Below are 14,944 nucleotides of genomic sequence, written 5' to 3'. Positions count from 1 at the left end.
AATTGCGGGGCAAGCCCGCTCCCACAGAGCAGACCTGTGGGAGCGGGCTTGCCCCGCGATGACCCCCAATGCTTCTACCGGATCGCCACCGGCCCCACATTGCGCTCGATCGCCCGTTTCAGTTCCGGGCACAGCCCCAGCAGGAACGCCAGCTCCGCCACCACGAACAACGGCCCGATGATCAGTCCGCTGATATCGTCGACAAAGGCCGGTTTGCGCCCTTCATAGTGGTGACCGATGAACTGGATCACCCAGCCGGCGACGAACAGCCCCAGCCCCGCACTCAACCAGACCATCGTGCTTTGCTGCGCCAGCACCTGGCCTAGCCACAGGCACAGGCCCAGCAACAAGCCCATGACCAGGCCGAAACGCTGGTCCAGGCGCAGGTAGAACCAGGCCGACACCATCGCCACCAGCATTGCCGGCGACAGCCACATGCCGGCCAGATCCAGCCCCGGACGGGACAGCAGTACCGTCACCGCCACCACGATCATCGGGATGCCGACGAAGTGGGTGGCAATGTTGCGCGGGTCGCGGTGGTAGGCGGCGTATTGACTGAGGTGTTCGACCAGGTTTTTCATTATTGTTCCTCCTGTAGGGTGGCCTGAGCATGCCCTGCAGGCATTGCGGCTGTCTGTCGGCTAGCCGACAGAGTTGACCTTCGAGGCGTTATGAGCACCGATCCCACCTGGCGCGACACCCTGCTCCAGGGCCACTGGTTCAAGCATCTGCCACGTTTCCTTCAGGATAGCCTGCTGGATCTTTCCCGGCAGCGCGAGCTGGTGTCCGGGCAGTTCCTGTTCCAGCGCGGCGACCCGCCTTGCGGCCTGTACGCGGTGCTCGACGGGGCGATGCGGGTGGGGGCGGTCAGCCACGAGGGCAAGGAGGCCTTGCTGACGTTGGTGGAGGCGCCGCAGTGGTTCGGCGAGATCAGCCTGTTCGACGGTCAGCCGCGCACCCATGACGCCCAGGCCGAAGGCGCGACGCGGTTGTTGTGGGTACCGCAGGCGCAGCTGCTGGCCTTGCTGGACCAATACCCTTGCCACTGGCGCGACGTTGCCTTGCTGATGAGCCAGAAGCTGCGCCGGCTGTTTGTCGCGCTCGAGCAACAGAGCCTGCTGGCGGCGGCCCCACGGGTCGCCCACCGGCTGTTGCAGATCGCGGCCGGTTACGGTGAGGTGGACGATACCCGGCGCCTGCTGCAACTGTCCCAGGAGCAACTGGCGCTGATGCTGTCGCTGTCACGCCAGACCACCAACCAGATCCTCAAGTCGCTGCAACAGGAAGGGGCGTTGCGCCTGGGCTATGGCGAGATCGAGATTCTCGACCTCGCCCGCCTGCAGGCCCTGGCTAGTCCGGCTGGAACGGCGACTCGCTGAGAATCACCCCGGTCTCTTCGACGTACTTCTGCCATTCGCCCAGCAGTGCTTGCAGTTTCTCGGGCTGGCTGGCCGCCAGGTCGTCGATTTCGCCCGGGTCGCTGGCCAGGTCGTACAGTTGCCAGGTGGCAGGGCCCACCGGCCCCGGGATGTAGACCGCCTTCCACTGGCCCTGGCGAATGGCCCGACGACCGAACAACTCCCAGCCGGTGACGGTGCGTTCGTCATGCACCTGCTCGGTTTCCCCCGACAGGTAGCCCAGCCACGACTTGCCGCGCAGCGGCGCGACATCGCGACCGCGCCAGCGCTTGCCGGGGTGGCGCACGCCGGCAAGGTCGAGCAGGGTCGGGGTAATGTCCATCACTGTGCTGAACTGATGGCTGATCTGCTTCTGCCGGGCCAGGGCCGGGTAGTGCAGCAGGGCCGGCACGCGAATGCCGCCTTCGCTGGTGAAGGCCTTGTACAGCCGCGACGGCGCGGTGGCCGCCTGGGCCCACTGCGGGCCATACCAGACGTAGGAGTTGGCCCGGCCGATGTTCTCCAGGCTGTTGTCGTAACGCTGGTCCAGGTAGCTGGCCAGGTGCGGACCGAACTTGGGGAAGGCTTCGAGCAGCGCCCCTTCGGCGCCGTTGTCGGACATGAACAGCACCAGGGTGTTGTCCAGCTGGCCCTGGTTGCGCAGGTAATCCAGGACCCGGCCGATGTTCCAGTCCATGCGCTCGACCATCGCCGCGTAGACCTCCATGGAGCGCGCCGAGCGCTGGCGTTGCTCATCGCTGAGGCTGGCCCAGTGGTTGTCGACCGGGTGGGCACGGGTGTCGGCCTTGATCAGGCCCAGCTCGCGCAGTTTTTCCAGGCGCTCCTGGCGCAGCACTTCGGGACCTGCGTCGTAGCGCCCCTTGTAGCGGGCGACCACCTCGGCCGGCGCCTGCAACGGCCAGTGTGGTGCCGAGAAGGGCAGGTAGGCGAAGAACGGGCGGCTCTGGTCGCGCGCCTTGAGGTATTCGAGCAGCTTGTCGCCGAAGGCGTCGGAGGAATAGAAACCCTCGGGCAGGTGCTCGACGAAGGTCTGGTCTTCGATGTACAGCGCCGGGGTGGACTTGAGCAGGCGCGGGGTCTGTTCGTCGTAGGTCGGCTCGAAGCCATAGTGGTTGGCCGCCCCGGGCAGCAGGGCGAAGGAGCGCTCGAAGCCACGGGCGTGGGGCGCAAGCTCGGCTTTCAGGCCCAGGTGCCACTTGCCGCTCATCAGGGTCTGGTAGCCGGCTTCGCGCAGCAGCTCCGGCAGGGCCACCACGCGGTCGTTGAGGTAGCCTTCGTAGCCGGGCTTACCGATCAGCTCCGGGGTCAGGGCCTCGGCCATGGTGCCGATGCCGGCGATGTGGTGGTCGGTGCCGGTCAGCAGCATCGAGCGGGTCGGCGAGCAGGTCGGCGCGGTGTGGAAGTCGGTCAGGCGCAGGCCGGCGGTGGCCAGGGCGTCGAGGTTCGGGGTGGCGATTTCACCACCGAAGGCGCCGAGGTCGGAGAATCCCAGGTCATCGGCAACGATGACCAGAAAGTTGGGGCGTTGGCTCATGGTCGGTTCTCAATAGGCTAGATAGGACAGGGGCAGGTTGTTGATCTGTACCGGCGCGGCCGGCAGGTAGCGGGCGTCGGCGGTCAGTTCGTGCAGCAGTTCCTCGCGCAGGCGATGGAAATCCAGGCTGGCGCGCTGGCGCGGGTGCGGCAGGTCGATGTGCTTGATCTGCTTGATCCGCCCCGGTCGCGGTTCGAGCACCACGACCCGGTCGGCCAGGAACAGCGCTTCCTCGACATCGTGGGTGACCAGCAAGGTGGTGATCCGCGCCCGCTCGCGGATTGCCAGCAGCTCGTCCTGCATCTGCTGGCGGGTCAGGGCGTCGAGGGCGCCGAAGGGTTCGTCGAGCAGCAGGATCCGCGGACTGGCCACCAGGCCGCGGGCAATCGCCACACGCTGGGCCATGCCGCCGGAGAGCTGGTGCGGGTAGGCCTGGGTGAAGTCCTCAAGGCCCACCAGGGCGATGTAGTCGGCGATCCGCTGTTCCCGCTCGTGGGGTGGCAAGGCTTCGTTAACCAGGCCCAGGGCGATGTTTTCGCGCACGCTCAGCCAGGGGAACAGGCGATGTTCCTGGAACACGATGCCACGCTCGCGGCCGATGCCGGTCAGTGGCTGGCCGTCGATCAGGATCTGCCCCCGGTAGTCGTTGTCCAGGCCGATCAGCAGGCGCAACAAGGTGGATTTGCCGCAACCGCTGGCGCCGACGATGGCGACGAACTCGCCGTCGGCAATCTGCAGGTTGAAGTCGCGGATGGCCTCCAGCTCGCCGCCGGCTACCGCGAAGTGTTTGCCGATCTGATTGAAGCTGACCAAGGGATGGGCAATGGCATTCATGCTCGTCTCCAGCGCGTGGCACGCGATTCGATGTGTTGTCCGAGGGCGCCCAACAGCGCCCCGGTGAGGCCGACCAGGAGCATCCCGGCCATGATCAGGTCCATGCGCAACAGTTGCTGGGCGCCGATCATCAGGCTGCCGATACCGCCGCCCGAGGGCATGAAGTACTCGGCGCCGATGGTGCCGAGCCAGGCATAGATCAGGCCCACGCGCAGGCCGGCGAAAATGCCCGGTGCGGCGCCGGGCAGTACCAGGCGCAACAGGCGCTGGCGCAGGTCCAGGTGCAGCACCCGGGCGGCTTCGTCCAGTTGCGCCGAGCGCTGGGCGACGCTGCGCTGGGTGGCGATGAACAGCGGAAAGAACGCCGCAAGGCCCACGAACACCCATTTGGCCAGTTCGCCCAGGCCGAACCAGGCGGTGAGCAAGGGCACCCAGGCGAAGATCGCGATCTGCCGCAGGGCCGCCAGGGTGGGCGCCAGCAGGCGCTCGGCAGGCGCTGAAAGCCCAAGCCACAGCCCCAGGCCAAACCCCAGTCCGCCACCGAGCAGCAATCCCCCCAGGGCCCGGCCGACACTGACCACCAGGGCGGCAATCAACGAACCGTCGAGCACGCCTTGCCAGGTGGTGAGCAGCACCTGCCAGGGCGCCACGAGAATGTTGGCATCGACCCAGTGCAACTGGCTCGCCAGTTGCCAGGCCAGCAGCAGTGCCAGGGGCAGAAGCAGTGCCTGCAGGTGTTCGATACCTTGCAAGCGCTGCACCCGCAGCTGTGCGCCGGGGGGATGCGGCCAGTGCACCAGGCGCCGGTCCAGCCAGCCCAGGCCACGGTCCATGGCAAAGCCCAGCACACCGATGACGCCGATGCAGACGAAGACGATATCGAGCATGAACAACTGCCGGGCCCAGACCATCAGGTAGCCGATGCCTTCACTGGAGGCCAGCAGCTCCACTGCCAGAAGCGACGACCAGCCGGTGGCCAGGGCCAGGCGCACGCCGGCGAGGAAGGCGGGCAGGGCGGCGGGCAAGATCAGTTTGCTGATCAGCAGGTGTCCGGGGAGTTGCAGCACGGCAGCGGCTTCGCGCAAGCGCGGCTGGGCATCGCGCACGCCGACCAGGGTATGCAGGGTGACCGGCACGATGATCGCCTTGACCAGCACCACCAGCTTGAGCAATTCGCCGATGCCGAACAGCACCATGAACAGCGGCACCCAGGCCAGGGTCGGAATCTGCGCCAGGGCGTTGAAGGTCGGTAGCACCAGGCGTTCGGCGCGGCGACTGAAGCCCAGCCAGGCGCCGAGCAGCGCACCGCTGGCGACCCCGGCCAGCAGCCCGACCAGCAGGCGTTGCAGGCTGATTGCCAGGTGCGACCACAGCTCGCCGTGGCTCAGCTCCAGGGCACTCTGCCAGACCAGGCTGGGCGCCGGCAGAATCTGCTCGCTCATCCACCGGTTGCTACTGGCCAGCCACCACAACAGGGCCAGGCCCAGCGGCACGATCCAGCCTTGCAGGCGTTGCCATGGCAGTGTGTGCAGGCGCCGCGTGGCGGGGGCCAGGGGCAGGCTAGAGACGGAAACTTGAGCCATGGCGGACCTCCGTGGATTGGCTATTTGTATATTCCTTTCGGATATATTTTTCTAAAAATAAATTCGAATAGGTGATAAGAGCCTGCATTTAAAGCACTGCGCCAGACCGACATCCAATGCCTTCGAGGCATATTTTTCCTGCGCCGAATGCATCCCCGGCGCGGAGTCCCGTGAGGGTGTACTTATGTTTTTTTATTATTAAAATGTAATTTATTAGTATTTATTTATCGGTTTGGGATCTGGTTAGCGTGGCCGCACCACTACAAGGAGTCGCGTGCCATGAACCTGTCGATCAACCGTGTTTTCAGTCTGTTCGCCGCCCCCGCCCTGGCAGCCGTGGTCGGTTGGCTGCCGCCGCTGGCCCAGGCCGCTGCGGTCAAGGAAATCCGCATTGCCGTGCCGGACTTGAGTGCCGGCACGAAGCACTCCGGAGGCGGGGTCAGCGATGTGCTGCGCAATCAGCAGTTGCTGGAAAAGGCCTTTGCCGCCGATGGCATCAAGATCCAGTGGAACTACTTCAAGGGCGCGGGCCCGGTGATCAACGAAGCCTTTGCCAACGGCCAGGTCGACTTCGCCTACCTGGGCGACCTGGCGGCCATCATCGGCAAGGCCAACGGCGTCGACACGCGCCTGCTGGCCGCCACCGGGCGCGGCATCAAGCATTACCTGGGCGTGGTGCCCGGCAGCGGCATCAAGACCCTGCAGGACCTCAAGGGCAAGCGCGTGGCGATCTTCCGTGGTACCGCGAGCCAGTTGTCCTTCGATGCCGCCCTGGCCAGCCAGGGCCTGAGCGAGAAGGACTTCAAAGTCATCAACCTCGATTTCAACGCCTCGATCGCCGCTCTGGCGGCCCGGCAGATCGATGCCACCTGGGGGCTGTCGGGGTTGAACGCCCTGCAGGCGCGCGGCCTGGCGGACTTGCCGCTGAATACCCGTGACCTGGGGGGCGCCGGCAGTATCCAGGCGGTGCTGGTGGGTTCCGGTGCCTTCGTCGATGCCCACCCCGAGCTGGTCGAGCGCCTGCTCGATGCCCAGCAGCAGGCGGTGCAGTGGTTGAGCGAGGAGGGCAACAAGCAGGCCTACATCCAGCTGGTGTCGGAGCTGGCCAGTTACCCGCCGGTGATCCTGCAGCGTGACCTGCAGGACGAGCCGCTTGCGCAGACCTTTCGTTCCAGCCTCGACCAGCCGTTCCTCGACCAGCTCCAGGCGTCGGTCGACCTGGCCGCCGAGCAGCGCCTGATCCGCAAGCCGTTCAAGGTCGCCCAGTGGCTGGCGCCCCAGGCTATCCAGCCAGCCGCTGCGCCGCTGGCTGCCGATCGAGGCTGACCAGGGTATCGATCATCGCCCGCGCCGCGGGCGACAGGCGATAACCGCTGCGGCTGACAATGCCGCAGCGGGCATTGAGGCTGTCGAGGTTGGCCGGCAGGTTGCGCCAGTGCAGACGTACCAGGCGGCCCTGCTGAATGTCTTCGGCGAAGGCTTCCTCGGTACCGATGCCGATGGCGTCGCTGCCCAGCACCCGGCGTACCAGGGTCGGCAAATGTTCAGTCTGTATCTGCGGAACGAAGTCGGTCTTGCCGCTCAGGTTGGCCAGCAGCTTGCGCACGCCCGGCGGGATCAAGGTGGTGGCCAGCGGATAGTCGAACATGTCGTTGGTCGACAGGCTGTCCTTGGCCAGCAAGGGATGCCCGGGGCGGCAGAAGAACAGGCCGCGACGGGGGCTCAGGGGCAGGGTATGGAAGTTGGGATCGGCTTCGAACTGGCGGATATCGGCGACGAAGAATTCAATTTCCTCGCGGTTCAACGCCCTGCCGAGCTTTTCCCAGTTATCCACTTCGAGACGGGTGCGCACCTTGGGGTGGGCGTCGAGAAACTGCGCCAGCGCCTGGGGCACCAGTTGCACCGCCGGTGCGGGCCCGCAACCGAAATGCAGTTCGCCGGCATCGAGCTTGGTCATCTCCAGCACTTCGCTGCTCAACAACGCCGCCCCCTGGACCAGGCGCAAGGCGTGCTGCAGCACCACCTGGCCTTCGGGCGTTGGGCGCAGGTCCTTGTTGCCACGGTCCACCAGCACGCAACCGAACTCCTGCTCCAGGCCCTGGATGCTGCGGCTGAAGGCGGGCTGGGTGATGCCCATGGCGTCGGCGGCACGCACGAAGCTGCGGTGTTCGTTGAGGGCGATGAAGTAACGCAGTTGGCGAAGATCCATATGCTTTCCCGGCATTCCAAAAATACGGCGAAGGTATTTGCCGCCACGAAGGCTCAGGTTTTAAATGCAAGCTCTTATTCCGTCAATGAAGCACGTATCAATTTGTTAGAGCTTATTTGCATATTGATAGTGCAAGTGTTTCATCGGCATTTTTCCCAGAGCAGCCAGATGAGGGTCGTACCATGAGCAATGCCGCACACGCCGTAGCAGCCGTCAGCCATGTGCTGGACATCCACCCGGTGGCTGGACGCATCGGCGCCGAGATTCGCGGGGTGCAATTGAGCGCCGACCTCGAGCCCGCGGTGATCGAGGCCATCCAGGCCGCGCTGGTGGCGCACAAGGTGGTGTTCTTCCGCGCCCAGCACCACCTCGATGACCAGGGCCAGGAAGCCTTCGCCCACCTGCTTGGCGAGCCGATCGCCCACCCCACCGTGCCGGTGCGCGACGGCACGCGCTTTCTGCTGGAACTGGACGGCGGCGAAGGGCGCCGGGCCAACTCCTGGCACACCGACGTGACCTTCGTCGACGCCTATCCCAAGGCCTCGATCCTGCGCTCGGTGGTGGCGCCGGAATCGGGCGGTGACACCGTCTGGGCCAACACGGCATCGGCCTACCAGGACTTGCCGGCGGAACTGCAGGCCCTGGCTGACCAGCTCTGGGCCGTGCACAGCAACGAGTACGACTATGCAGGGGCCAAGCCGAATGTCACGCTGGAGCAGCAGGAAAGCTACCGCCGGATCTTCACCTCGACCGTGTATGAAACCGAGCACCCGGTTGTGCGGGTACATCCGGTCAGCGGCGAGAAAACCCTGCTGCTCGGGCACTTCGTCAAACGCCTGAAGGGCTATTCGCAGTTCGACTCCACGCACCTGTTCAACCTGCTGCAGAGCCATGTCACTCGCCTGGAAAACACCGTGCGCTGGCGTTGGCAGGCGGGCGACGTGGCGATCTGGGACAACCGCGCCACCCAGCATTACGCCGTCGATGACTACGGCACCCAGGGCCGGGTGGTGCGGCGGGTGACCTTGCAGGGCGATGTGCCGGTTGGCGTTGGCGGGCAGCGCAGCCGGACCACGCGCGGGGTGTGAGGCCAATCGCGGGGCAAGCCCGCTCCCACAGGATGAACTGCACCCCAAAAGTTGGACACTGGGGGGCAGTTCAGGACCTCTGTGGGAGCGGGCTTGCCCCGCGATGCATTAAAGGATGCTTATGGGGTAGCTGATGATCAGGCGGTTCTCGTCGAAGGCATTGGTGCTGTAGTCGCGGCGCATGGTCGAGTTGCGCCATTTGACCGACAGGTTTTTCAGGCTCCCGGACTGGATCACATAGGCCAGTTCCGATTCCCGCGCCCATTCCTCGCCATCGGTGATCGCCCCGGTGTGCACGTTGTCACCGCTGATGTAGCGGTTCATCAAGGTCAGGCCAGGCACGCCGACGCCGGCGAAGTTGAAGTCGTGACGCACCTGCCAGGAGCGCTCCCGGGCATTGTCGAAGCTGGAGTTGTAGCTGTCGTTGGCCAGGGTGCCACCGCTGGTGCCATTGACCCGCATCCAGCCATCGTCGCCGCTGACGCGCTGCAGGCCGACATAGAAGGTGTTGCTGCCATAGCGGGCCGAGAGCAGGGCCGAGGCGGTGCGGTTGTCCAGCTCACCGGCGCGTTCGGCGCCATCTTCCTTGCCGATGAAATAACCGAGGTTGGCGCCCAGGGTCCAGTCGCCCAGGGGCTGGCTGTGCACCAGGTTGATGTACTGCTGGTTATAGATGTCCTTGAGCTCGGCGTTCCACAGGCCGATCAGTGTGCGCTTGTCGTTGAAGCTGTATTCGCCACCGGCAAAATTGAAGCGGTCGGAGGTGAAGGCCGGCCGGCCGTTCAACGACATGTCTTCCATGCTCGCGTCGTTGCGCGGGCTGTTGGCGCGGAACTGGCCGGCATAGAGGGTCAGGCCGGCGATTTCCTGGGAGGTGACCTGCCCGCCACGGAAGGTCTGCGGCAGCGAGCGGCCGTCATCCGAGCGCAGGATCGGCAGCACCGGCATCCATTCGCCGACCTTGAGCTCGGTGTTGGAGACCTTGGCCTTGAGTGCCACGCCCAGGCGCCCGAAATCATCGGCCGGGCGACCGTCGTCATGCACCGGCAACAGCTGGGTATTGGTCGTGCCGCGGCCACCATCGAGCTTGACCGAATACAGGCCCAGCACATCGACACCGAAACCGACCAGGCCCTGGGTAAACCCGGAGCGGGCATCGAGGATGAAACTCTGGGTCCATTCCTCGGCCTTGCCCTGGGGGTTGGCCGGGTCGACGAAATTGCGGTTGATATAGAAATTGCGCAGGTTGAGGCTGGCCTTGGCATCTTCGACAAAGCCCCCTTCGGCCGCGAACGCGGGCAGGGTGCAAGTCATGGCCAGCAGGCCTGGAAGCAGGTGTCGTGCGGGTGGGAGTGCGGTCATCTTGTGTGTGTCTCTTGTTTTTATGTAAGCCGAAGCCATCCGCTGCGACGGTTGAAGGTCGCAGGCCGGGCATCGATCTTGGGGTTACAAGCTGGGAACAGCTGAGAAAGGATGGTGCGGCGACGGGCAGGGGGAATCAATTCGTTACAGGCGGAACTGGGCGATAATCGAACGTTAACTGTTTGGTTAGTTTTTACGGCAATCGCGGGGCAAGCCCGCTCCCACAGACCTGTAGGAGCGGGCTTGCCCCGCGATCGAACACATAAAAAAAGCCCACCTCGAAGGTGGGCTCTTTCATGCAACGGTCAATCAGCTTTTCGACGCCTCGGCTTGCGCCTGCTGCTGCGCCTGGCCGGTCTGCTCGTACCAGCCGCCACCGAGGGCCTTGTACAGGTTGACCTCGCTGACCAGCTGCGACAGGCGGTCAGTGATCAACGACTGCTGGCTGTTGAACAGCTGACGCTGGGCGTCGAGGAAGGTCAGGTTGCTGTCGACACCGATACGGTAGCGACGCTCGGCCAGACGGTAGTAGTCCTGGTTGGCAGACACCAGGTCACGCTGGGCTTGCAACTGCTCGTTGAAGGTCTTGCGCGCGGCGAGGCCATCGGAGACTTCCTGGAAGGCGGTCTGGATGGTTTTCTCGTACTTGGCGACGTTGATGTCCTTCTGGATCTTCGAGTAGTCGAGGCTGGCACGCAGTGCCCCGGCGTTGAAGATCGGCAGGTTGATCTGTGGCTGGAACAGCCAGGTGCCCGAACCGCCCTTGAACAACCCGCTCATGTCCGGGCTGATGGTACCGGCGTTGGCGGTCAGGCTGATGCTCGGGAAGAACGCTGCGCGGGCGGCGCCGATGTTGGCGTTGGCGGCCTTGAGCAGGTGTTCGGCTTCCTGGATGTCCGGACGGCGCTGCAGCACGTCGGACGGCAGGCCCGCCGGTACTTCGGCCAGCAGGTCGCTGTCGAGGTCCTTGGCTGCTGGCAGGTTGTCCGGCAGGCCGGTGCCGATCAGCACGGCCAGGCTGTTCTGGTCCTGGGCCACCAGGCGCTGGTACTGGGCCAGGCGCACGCGGGCGCCCTCGACCGAGGTACGCGCCTGGCTCAGGTCCAGGGCCGAGGCGACACCCACTTCATTGCTGCGCAAGGTCAGCGCGTAGCTTTCCTCGTAGGTCTTGAGGGTGTTTTCGGTCAGCTGGAGCAGGTCCTGGTCGGCCTGCCAGGTGAAGTAGGCGTTGGCCACGCTGGCCACCAGGGCGATCTGGGTCGAGCGCCGCGCTTCTTCACTGGACAGGTAGATTTCCAGTTGCTGCTCGGTGAGGCTGCGCACGCGACCGAACAGGTCGAGTTCGTAGGCGCTCACCCCGAGGGTGGCCGAGTAGGTGCTGGTGATACCGGCTTCACCGGTCTGCGACATGTCGGCAGGCAGGCGTTGGCGATTGCCGCTGCCATTGGCGCTGACTGCCGGGAACAGGTCGGCCCGCTGGATGCGGTACTGCGCGCGGTAGGCATCGACGTTCAATGCCGCGACCTTGAGGTCGCGGTTGTTGACCAGCGCAGTCTGGATCAGTTGCTGCAGCGCCGGGTCATGGAAGAACTGACGCCAGCCCTGTTCGGCGGCGGCCACATCCGCCGACTCGGTCGGCGAATAGGCAGGGCCTTGCGGCCACTGCGCAGCCACCGGCGATTCCGGGGTCTGGTAGTCGGGGATCAGCGAGCAGCCGCCAAGAATGAAGGCGGTGACCGCCAGGGACAACAGGGACTTACTCATTGCCCGGCCTCATAGCGTGGAGTTTCAGGGGTGGCGTCTTCTTCGGGCTTCTTGCTGCCGAACATGGACGACACGGTCACGAAGAACAGCGGTACCCAGAAGATCGCCAGTACGGTGGCCGTCAGCATCCCGCCGATTACCCCGGTACCGATGGCGTGCTGGCTGCCGGAACCTGCGCCGCTGGAAGTAGCCAACGGTACCACGCCGAGGATGAACGCCAGCGAGGTCATGATGATCGGCCGCAGACGCATCCGGCAGGCTTCGATGGCGGCATCGACCAGGCTGCGGCCCTGCTCGTGCAGCTCCTTGGCGAACTCGACGATCAGGATCGCGTTCTTCGCCGCCAGACCGATGGTGGTCAACAGACCCACCTGGAAGTACACGTCGTTGGACAGGCCGCGCAGGCTGGTGGCCAGCAGTGCACCGATGATCCCCAGCGGTACCACGAGCATGACCGCGATCGGGATCGACCAGCTTTCATACAGCGCCGCCAGGCACAGGAACACCATCAGCAGCGACAGGGCGTACAGCGCTGGCGCCTGGGAGCCCGACAGGCGCTCCTCATACGACAGGCCGGTCCAGGAGTAACCGATGCCCTTGGGCAGTTGCGCGGCAATGCGCTCGACTTCGAGCATGGCTTCACCGGTACTGTAGCCAGGGGCTGGTGCACCGAGGATTTCCATGGCTTCTACGCCGTTGTAACGCGACAGCTTCGGCGCGCCGTAGATCCACTCGCCCTTGGCGAAGGAAGAGAACGGCACCATCTCGCCGGCGGCGTTGCGCACGTACCACTTCTGCAGGTCCTCGGGGCTCATGCGCGAACCGGCTTCACCCTGGATATAGACCTTCTTCACCCGACCGCGGTCGATGAAGTCGTTGACGTAGCTGGCACCCAGGGCAATCGACAGGGTGTTGTTGATGTCGGCGATAGTCACGCCCAGGGCGCTGGCACGTTCGTCATCGACGGTCAGCTGGTACTGCGGCTCGTCGTTCAGGCCGTTCGGACGCACGGCAGCCAGGACCTTGCTCTGTGCGGCCATGCCGAGGAACTGGTTGCGCGCTTCCATCAGCTTGTCGTGGCCGACGCCGGCACGGTCTTGCAGGAACACGTCGAAACCGGTGGCGTTACCCAACTCCAGTACCGCTGGCGGGGCGAAGGCGAACACCATGGCGTCGCGGAAGGTGAAGAAGTGCTGCTGGGCACGGGCGGCCAGGTTGAACACGTTGTTCTCGGCGGAACGCTCTTCCCACGGCTTGAGCATGATGAACGCCATGCCCGAGCTCTGGCCGCGACCGGCGAAGTTGAAGCCGTTGACGGTGAACACCGAGGCAACGGTATCGGCTTCCTTGTCCAGCAGGTAGGCGCGCATCTCGTCGATCACCACCTGGGTCCGCTCGGCACTGGAGCCGGCCGGGGTCTGCACCTGGGCGAACAGAACGCCCTGGTCTTCCTCGGGGAGGAAGGCGGTGGGGATGCGGGTGAACAGCCAGATCATGCCGACCATGATCAGTACATAGGCCAGCAGGTACGGTGCCTTGTGCCGCAGGATATTGCCCACGCCACGCTCGTAGCTGCGCACGCTGCGATCGAAGTTGCGGTTGAACCAGCCGAAGAAACCGCGCTTGGCAACGTGATGCTCACCCTTGGCGATCGGCTTGAGCATGGTGGCGCACAGGGCCGGGGTGAAGATCAGGGCCACCACGACCGACAGGGCCATGGCCGAGACGATGGTGATCGAGAACTGCTTGTAGATCACACCGGTGGAACCACCGAAGAACGCCATCGGCAGCAGTACCGCCGAGAGCACCATGGCGATACCGACCAGGGCGCCCTGGATCTGGCCCATGGACTTCTTGGTCGCTTCCTTGGGGGACAGGCCCTCTTCGGCCATCACCCGCTCGACGTTTTCCACCACGACGATGGCGTCGTCCACCAGCAAGCCGATGGCCAGTACCATGCCGAACATGGTCAGGGTGTTGATGCTGAAGCCCGCCGCGGCGAGGATGCCGAAGGTGCCCAGCAGTACCACCGGTACAGTCATGGTGGTGATGATGGTGGCGCGGAAGTTCTGCAGGAACAGGTACATCACCAGGAACACCAGCACGATCGCCTCGATCAGGGTGTGGATGACCCCGCTGATCGATTCGGTCACCACTGGCGTGGTGTCATACGGGAATACCGCCTTCATGCCTTCCGGGAAGAACGGTTCCAGGTCGCTGATGGTCTTGCGCAGGGCCTTGGCGGTGTCCAGGGCGTTGGCACCGGTGGCCAGCTTGACCGCCAGGCCCGACGCCGGCTTACCGTTGAATTGGGCGCTGACTGCATAGTTTTCGCCACCGAGGCCGACCTTGGCGACGTCCTTGAGGCGTACCTGCGAGCCATCGCGGTTGACCTTGAGCAGGATGTTCTCGAACTGCTCGGCGGTCTGCAGGCGGGTCTTGCCGATGATGGTGGCGTTCAACTGGTTGCCGGGCAGGGCAGGCAAGCCACCGAGCTGGCCGGAGGACACCTGGACGTTCTGCGCGGCCACGGCGGTACGCACGTCGACCGGGGTCAGCTGGAACTTGTTCAGCTTGGCAGGGTCCAGCCAGATACGCATCGCGTACTGGGCACCGAACACCTGGAAGTCACCGACACCGGCGGTACGCGAGATCGGGTCCTGCATGTTGGACACGATGTAGTTGGCCAGGTCGTCCTTGGACATGCTGCCGTCTTCGGACACCAGGCCGATCACCAGCAGGAAGTTCTTCACCGCCTTGGTCACGCGGATACCCTGTTGCTGCACTTCTTGCGGCAGCAGCGGGGTGGCCAGGTTCAGCTTGTTCTGGACCTGGACCTGGGCGGTGTCGGGATTGGTCCCCTGCTCGAAGGTGGCGGTGATGGTCATGGTGCCGTCGGAGTTACTTTCCGACGAGACATAACGCAGGTTGTCGATACCGTTGAGCTGCTGCTCGATCACCTGCACCACGGTGTCCTGCACGGTCTGCGCCGAGGCGCCCGGGTAGGTCACGGCGATGGCGATGGCCGGCGGTGCGATGCTGGGGTACTGGTTGATCGGCAACTTCAGGATCGACAAGGCGCCGACCAGCATGATCACCAGGGCGATCACCCAGGCGAAGATCGGGCGATCGATAAAGAATCTCGACATGGT

At 64.6% G+C, this 14,944-nt stretch carries 11 protein-coding genes; 3 read left to right on the top strand and 8 right to left on the bottom strand.

All coding sequences use genetic code 11. The annotated features are described in order from the left end of the window. Positions 1-74: 74 nt before the first annotated feature. Positions 75-581, bottom strand: coding sequence for a DUF962 domain-containing protein (locus tag M2D63_RS09885; RefSeq protein ID WP_285862695.1), 507 nt, complete (start codon positions 579-581; stop codon positions 75-77). 90 nt (positions 582-671) lie between these two features. Between M2D63_RS09885 and M2D63_RS09880 the strand changes: the two genes are divergently transcribed. After that, a complete protein-coding gene (locus tag M2D63_RS09880) occupies positions 672-1,379 on the top strand; it encodes a Crp/Fnr family transcriptional regulator (RefSeq protein ID WP_285862694.1) in 708 nt (235 codons plus the stop codon). On the opposite strand, the gene M2D63_RS09875 is transcribed toward M2D63_RS09880, so the two are convergent. Genes M2D63_RS09875 through M2D63_RS09865 form a run of 3 tightly spaced genes read right to left on the bottom strand, consistent with a single transcriptional unit; the run spans position 1,351 to position 5,369 of the window. After that, positions 1,351-2,952, bottom strand: coding sequence for an arylsulfatase (locus M2D63_RS09875; protein WP_285862693.1), 1,602 nt, complete (start codon positions 2,950-2,952; stop codon positions 1,351-1,353). The genes M2D63_RS09880 and M2D63_RS09875 overlap by 29 nt on opposite strands. 9 nt (positions 2,953-2,961) lie before the next feature. Further along, positions 2,962-3,786, bottom strand: coding sequence for an ABC transporter ATP-binding protein (locus tag M2D63_RS09870; protein WP_285862692.1), 825 nt, complete (start codon positions 3,784-3,786; stop codon positions 2,962-2,964). Beyond that, positions 3,783-5,369: an ABC transporter permease gene (locus M2D63_RS09865; protein ID WP_285862691.1), complete on the bottom strand. Its 1,587-nt coding sequence runs from the start codon at positions 5,367-5,369 to the stop codon at positions 3,783-3,785. Before M2D63_RS09865 ends, M2D63_RS09870 begins: the two co-directional genes overlap by 4 nt. A 279-nt stretch (positions 5,370-5,648) precedes the next feature. On the opposite strand from M2D63_RS09865, the gene M2D63_RS09860 reads away from it, so the two are divergent. Next, positions 5,649-6,695, top strand: a complete 1,047-nt coding sequence (locus M2D63_RS09860) for an ABC transporter substrate-binding protein (protein WP_285862690.1) — start codon at positions 5,649-5,651, stop codon at positions 6,693-6,695. On the opposite strand, the gene M2D63_RS09855 is transcribed toward M2D63_RS09860, so the two are convergent. Then, positions 6,652-7,578 (bottom strand): LysR family transcriptional regulator, encoded by a 927-nt coding sequence (locus M2D63_RS09855; protein ID WP_285862689.1) that lies wholly within the window; start codon positions 7,576-7,578, stop codon positions 6,652-6,654. The two genes, M2D63_RS09860 and M2D63_RS09855, sit on opposite strands and share 44 nt — an antisense overlap. A 182-nt stretch (positions 7,579-7,760) precedes the next feature. Between M2D63_RS09855 and M2D63_RS09850 the strand changes: the two genes are divergently transcribed. Further along, complete coding sequence (locus M2D63_RS09850) at positions 7,761-8,666, top strand: TauD/TfdA family dioxygenase (protein WP_285862688.1); 906 nt, start codon at positions 7,761-7,763, stop codon at positions 8,664-8,666. 108 nt (positions 8,667-8,774) lie between these two features. Here M2D63_RS09850 and M2D63_RS09845 read toward each other — a convergent pair whose 3' ends face one another. The 3 genes from M2D63_RS09845 to M2D63_RS09835 form a co-directional block, all read right to left on the bottom strand. Next, entirely contained in the window at positions 8,775-9,980 is a 1,206-nt protein-coding gene (locus M2D63_RS09845) for an OprD family porin (protein ID WP_405309623.1), read from the bottom strand. A 357-nt stretch (positions 9,981-10,337) separates the two neighbouring features. Then, complete coding sequence (locus M2D63_RS09840; RefSeq protein WP_285862686.1) at positions 10,338-11,792, bottom strand: AdeC/AdeK/OprM family multidrug efflux complex outer membrane factor; 1,455 nt, start codon at positions 11,790-11,792, stop codon at positions 10,338-10,340. After that, a complete protein-coding gene (locus M2D63_RS09835; RefSeq protein ID WP_285862685.1) occupies positions 11,789-14,941 on the bottom strand; it encodes an efflux RND transporter permease subunit in 3,153 nt (1,050 codons plus the stop codon). Before M2D63_RS09835 ends, M2D63_RS09840 begins: the two co-directional genes overlap by 4 nt. Positions 14,942-14,944: the final 3 nt, after the last annotated feature.

This window comes from Pseudomonas sp. BJa5 (assembly GCF_030272875.2).
Taxonomy (GTDB): domain Bacteria; phylum Pseudomonadota; class Gammaproteobacteria; order Pseudomonadales; family Pseudomonadaceae; genus Aquipseudomonas.
This window is presented reverse-complemented; position numbering and strand designations above follow the sequence as displayed.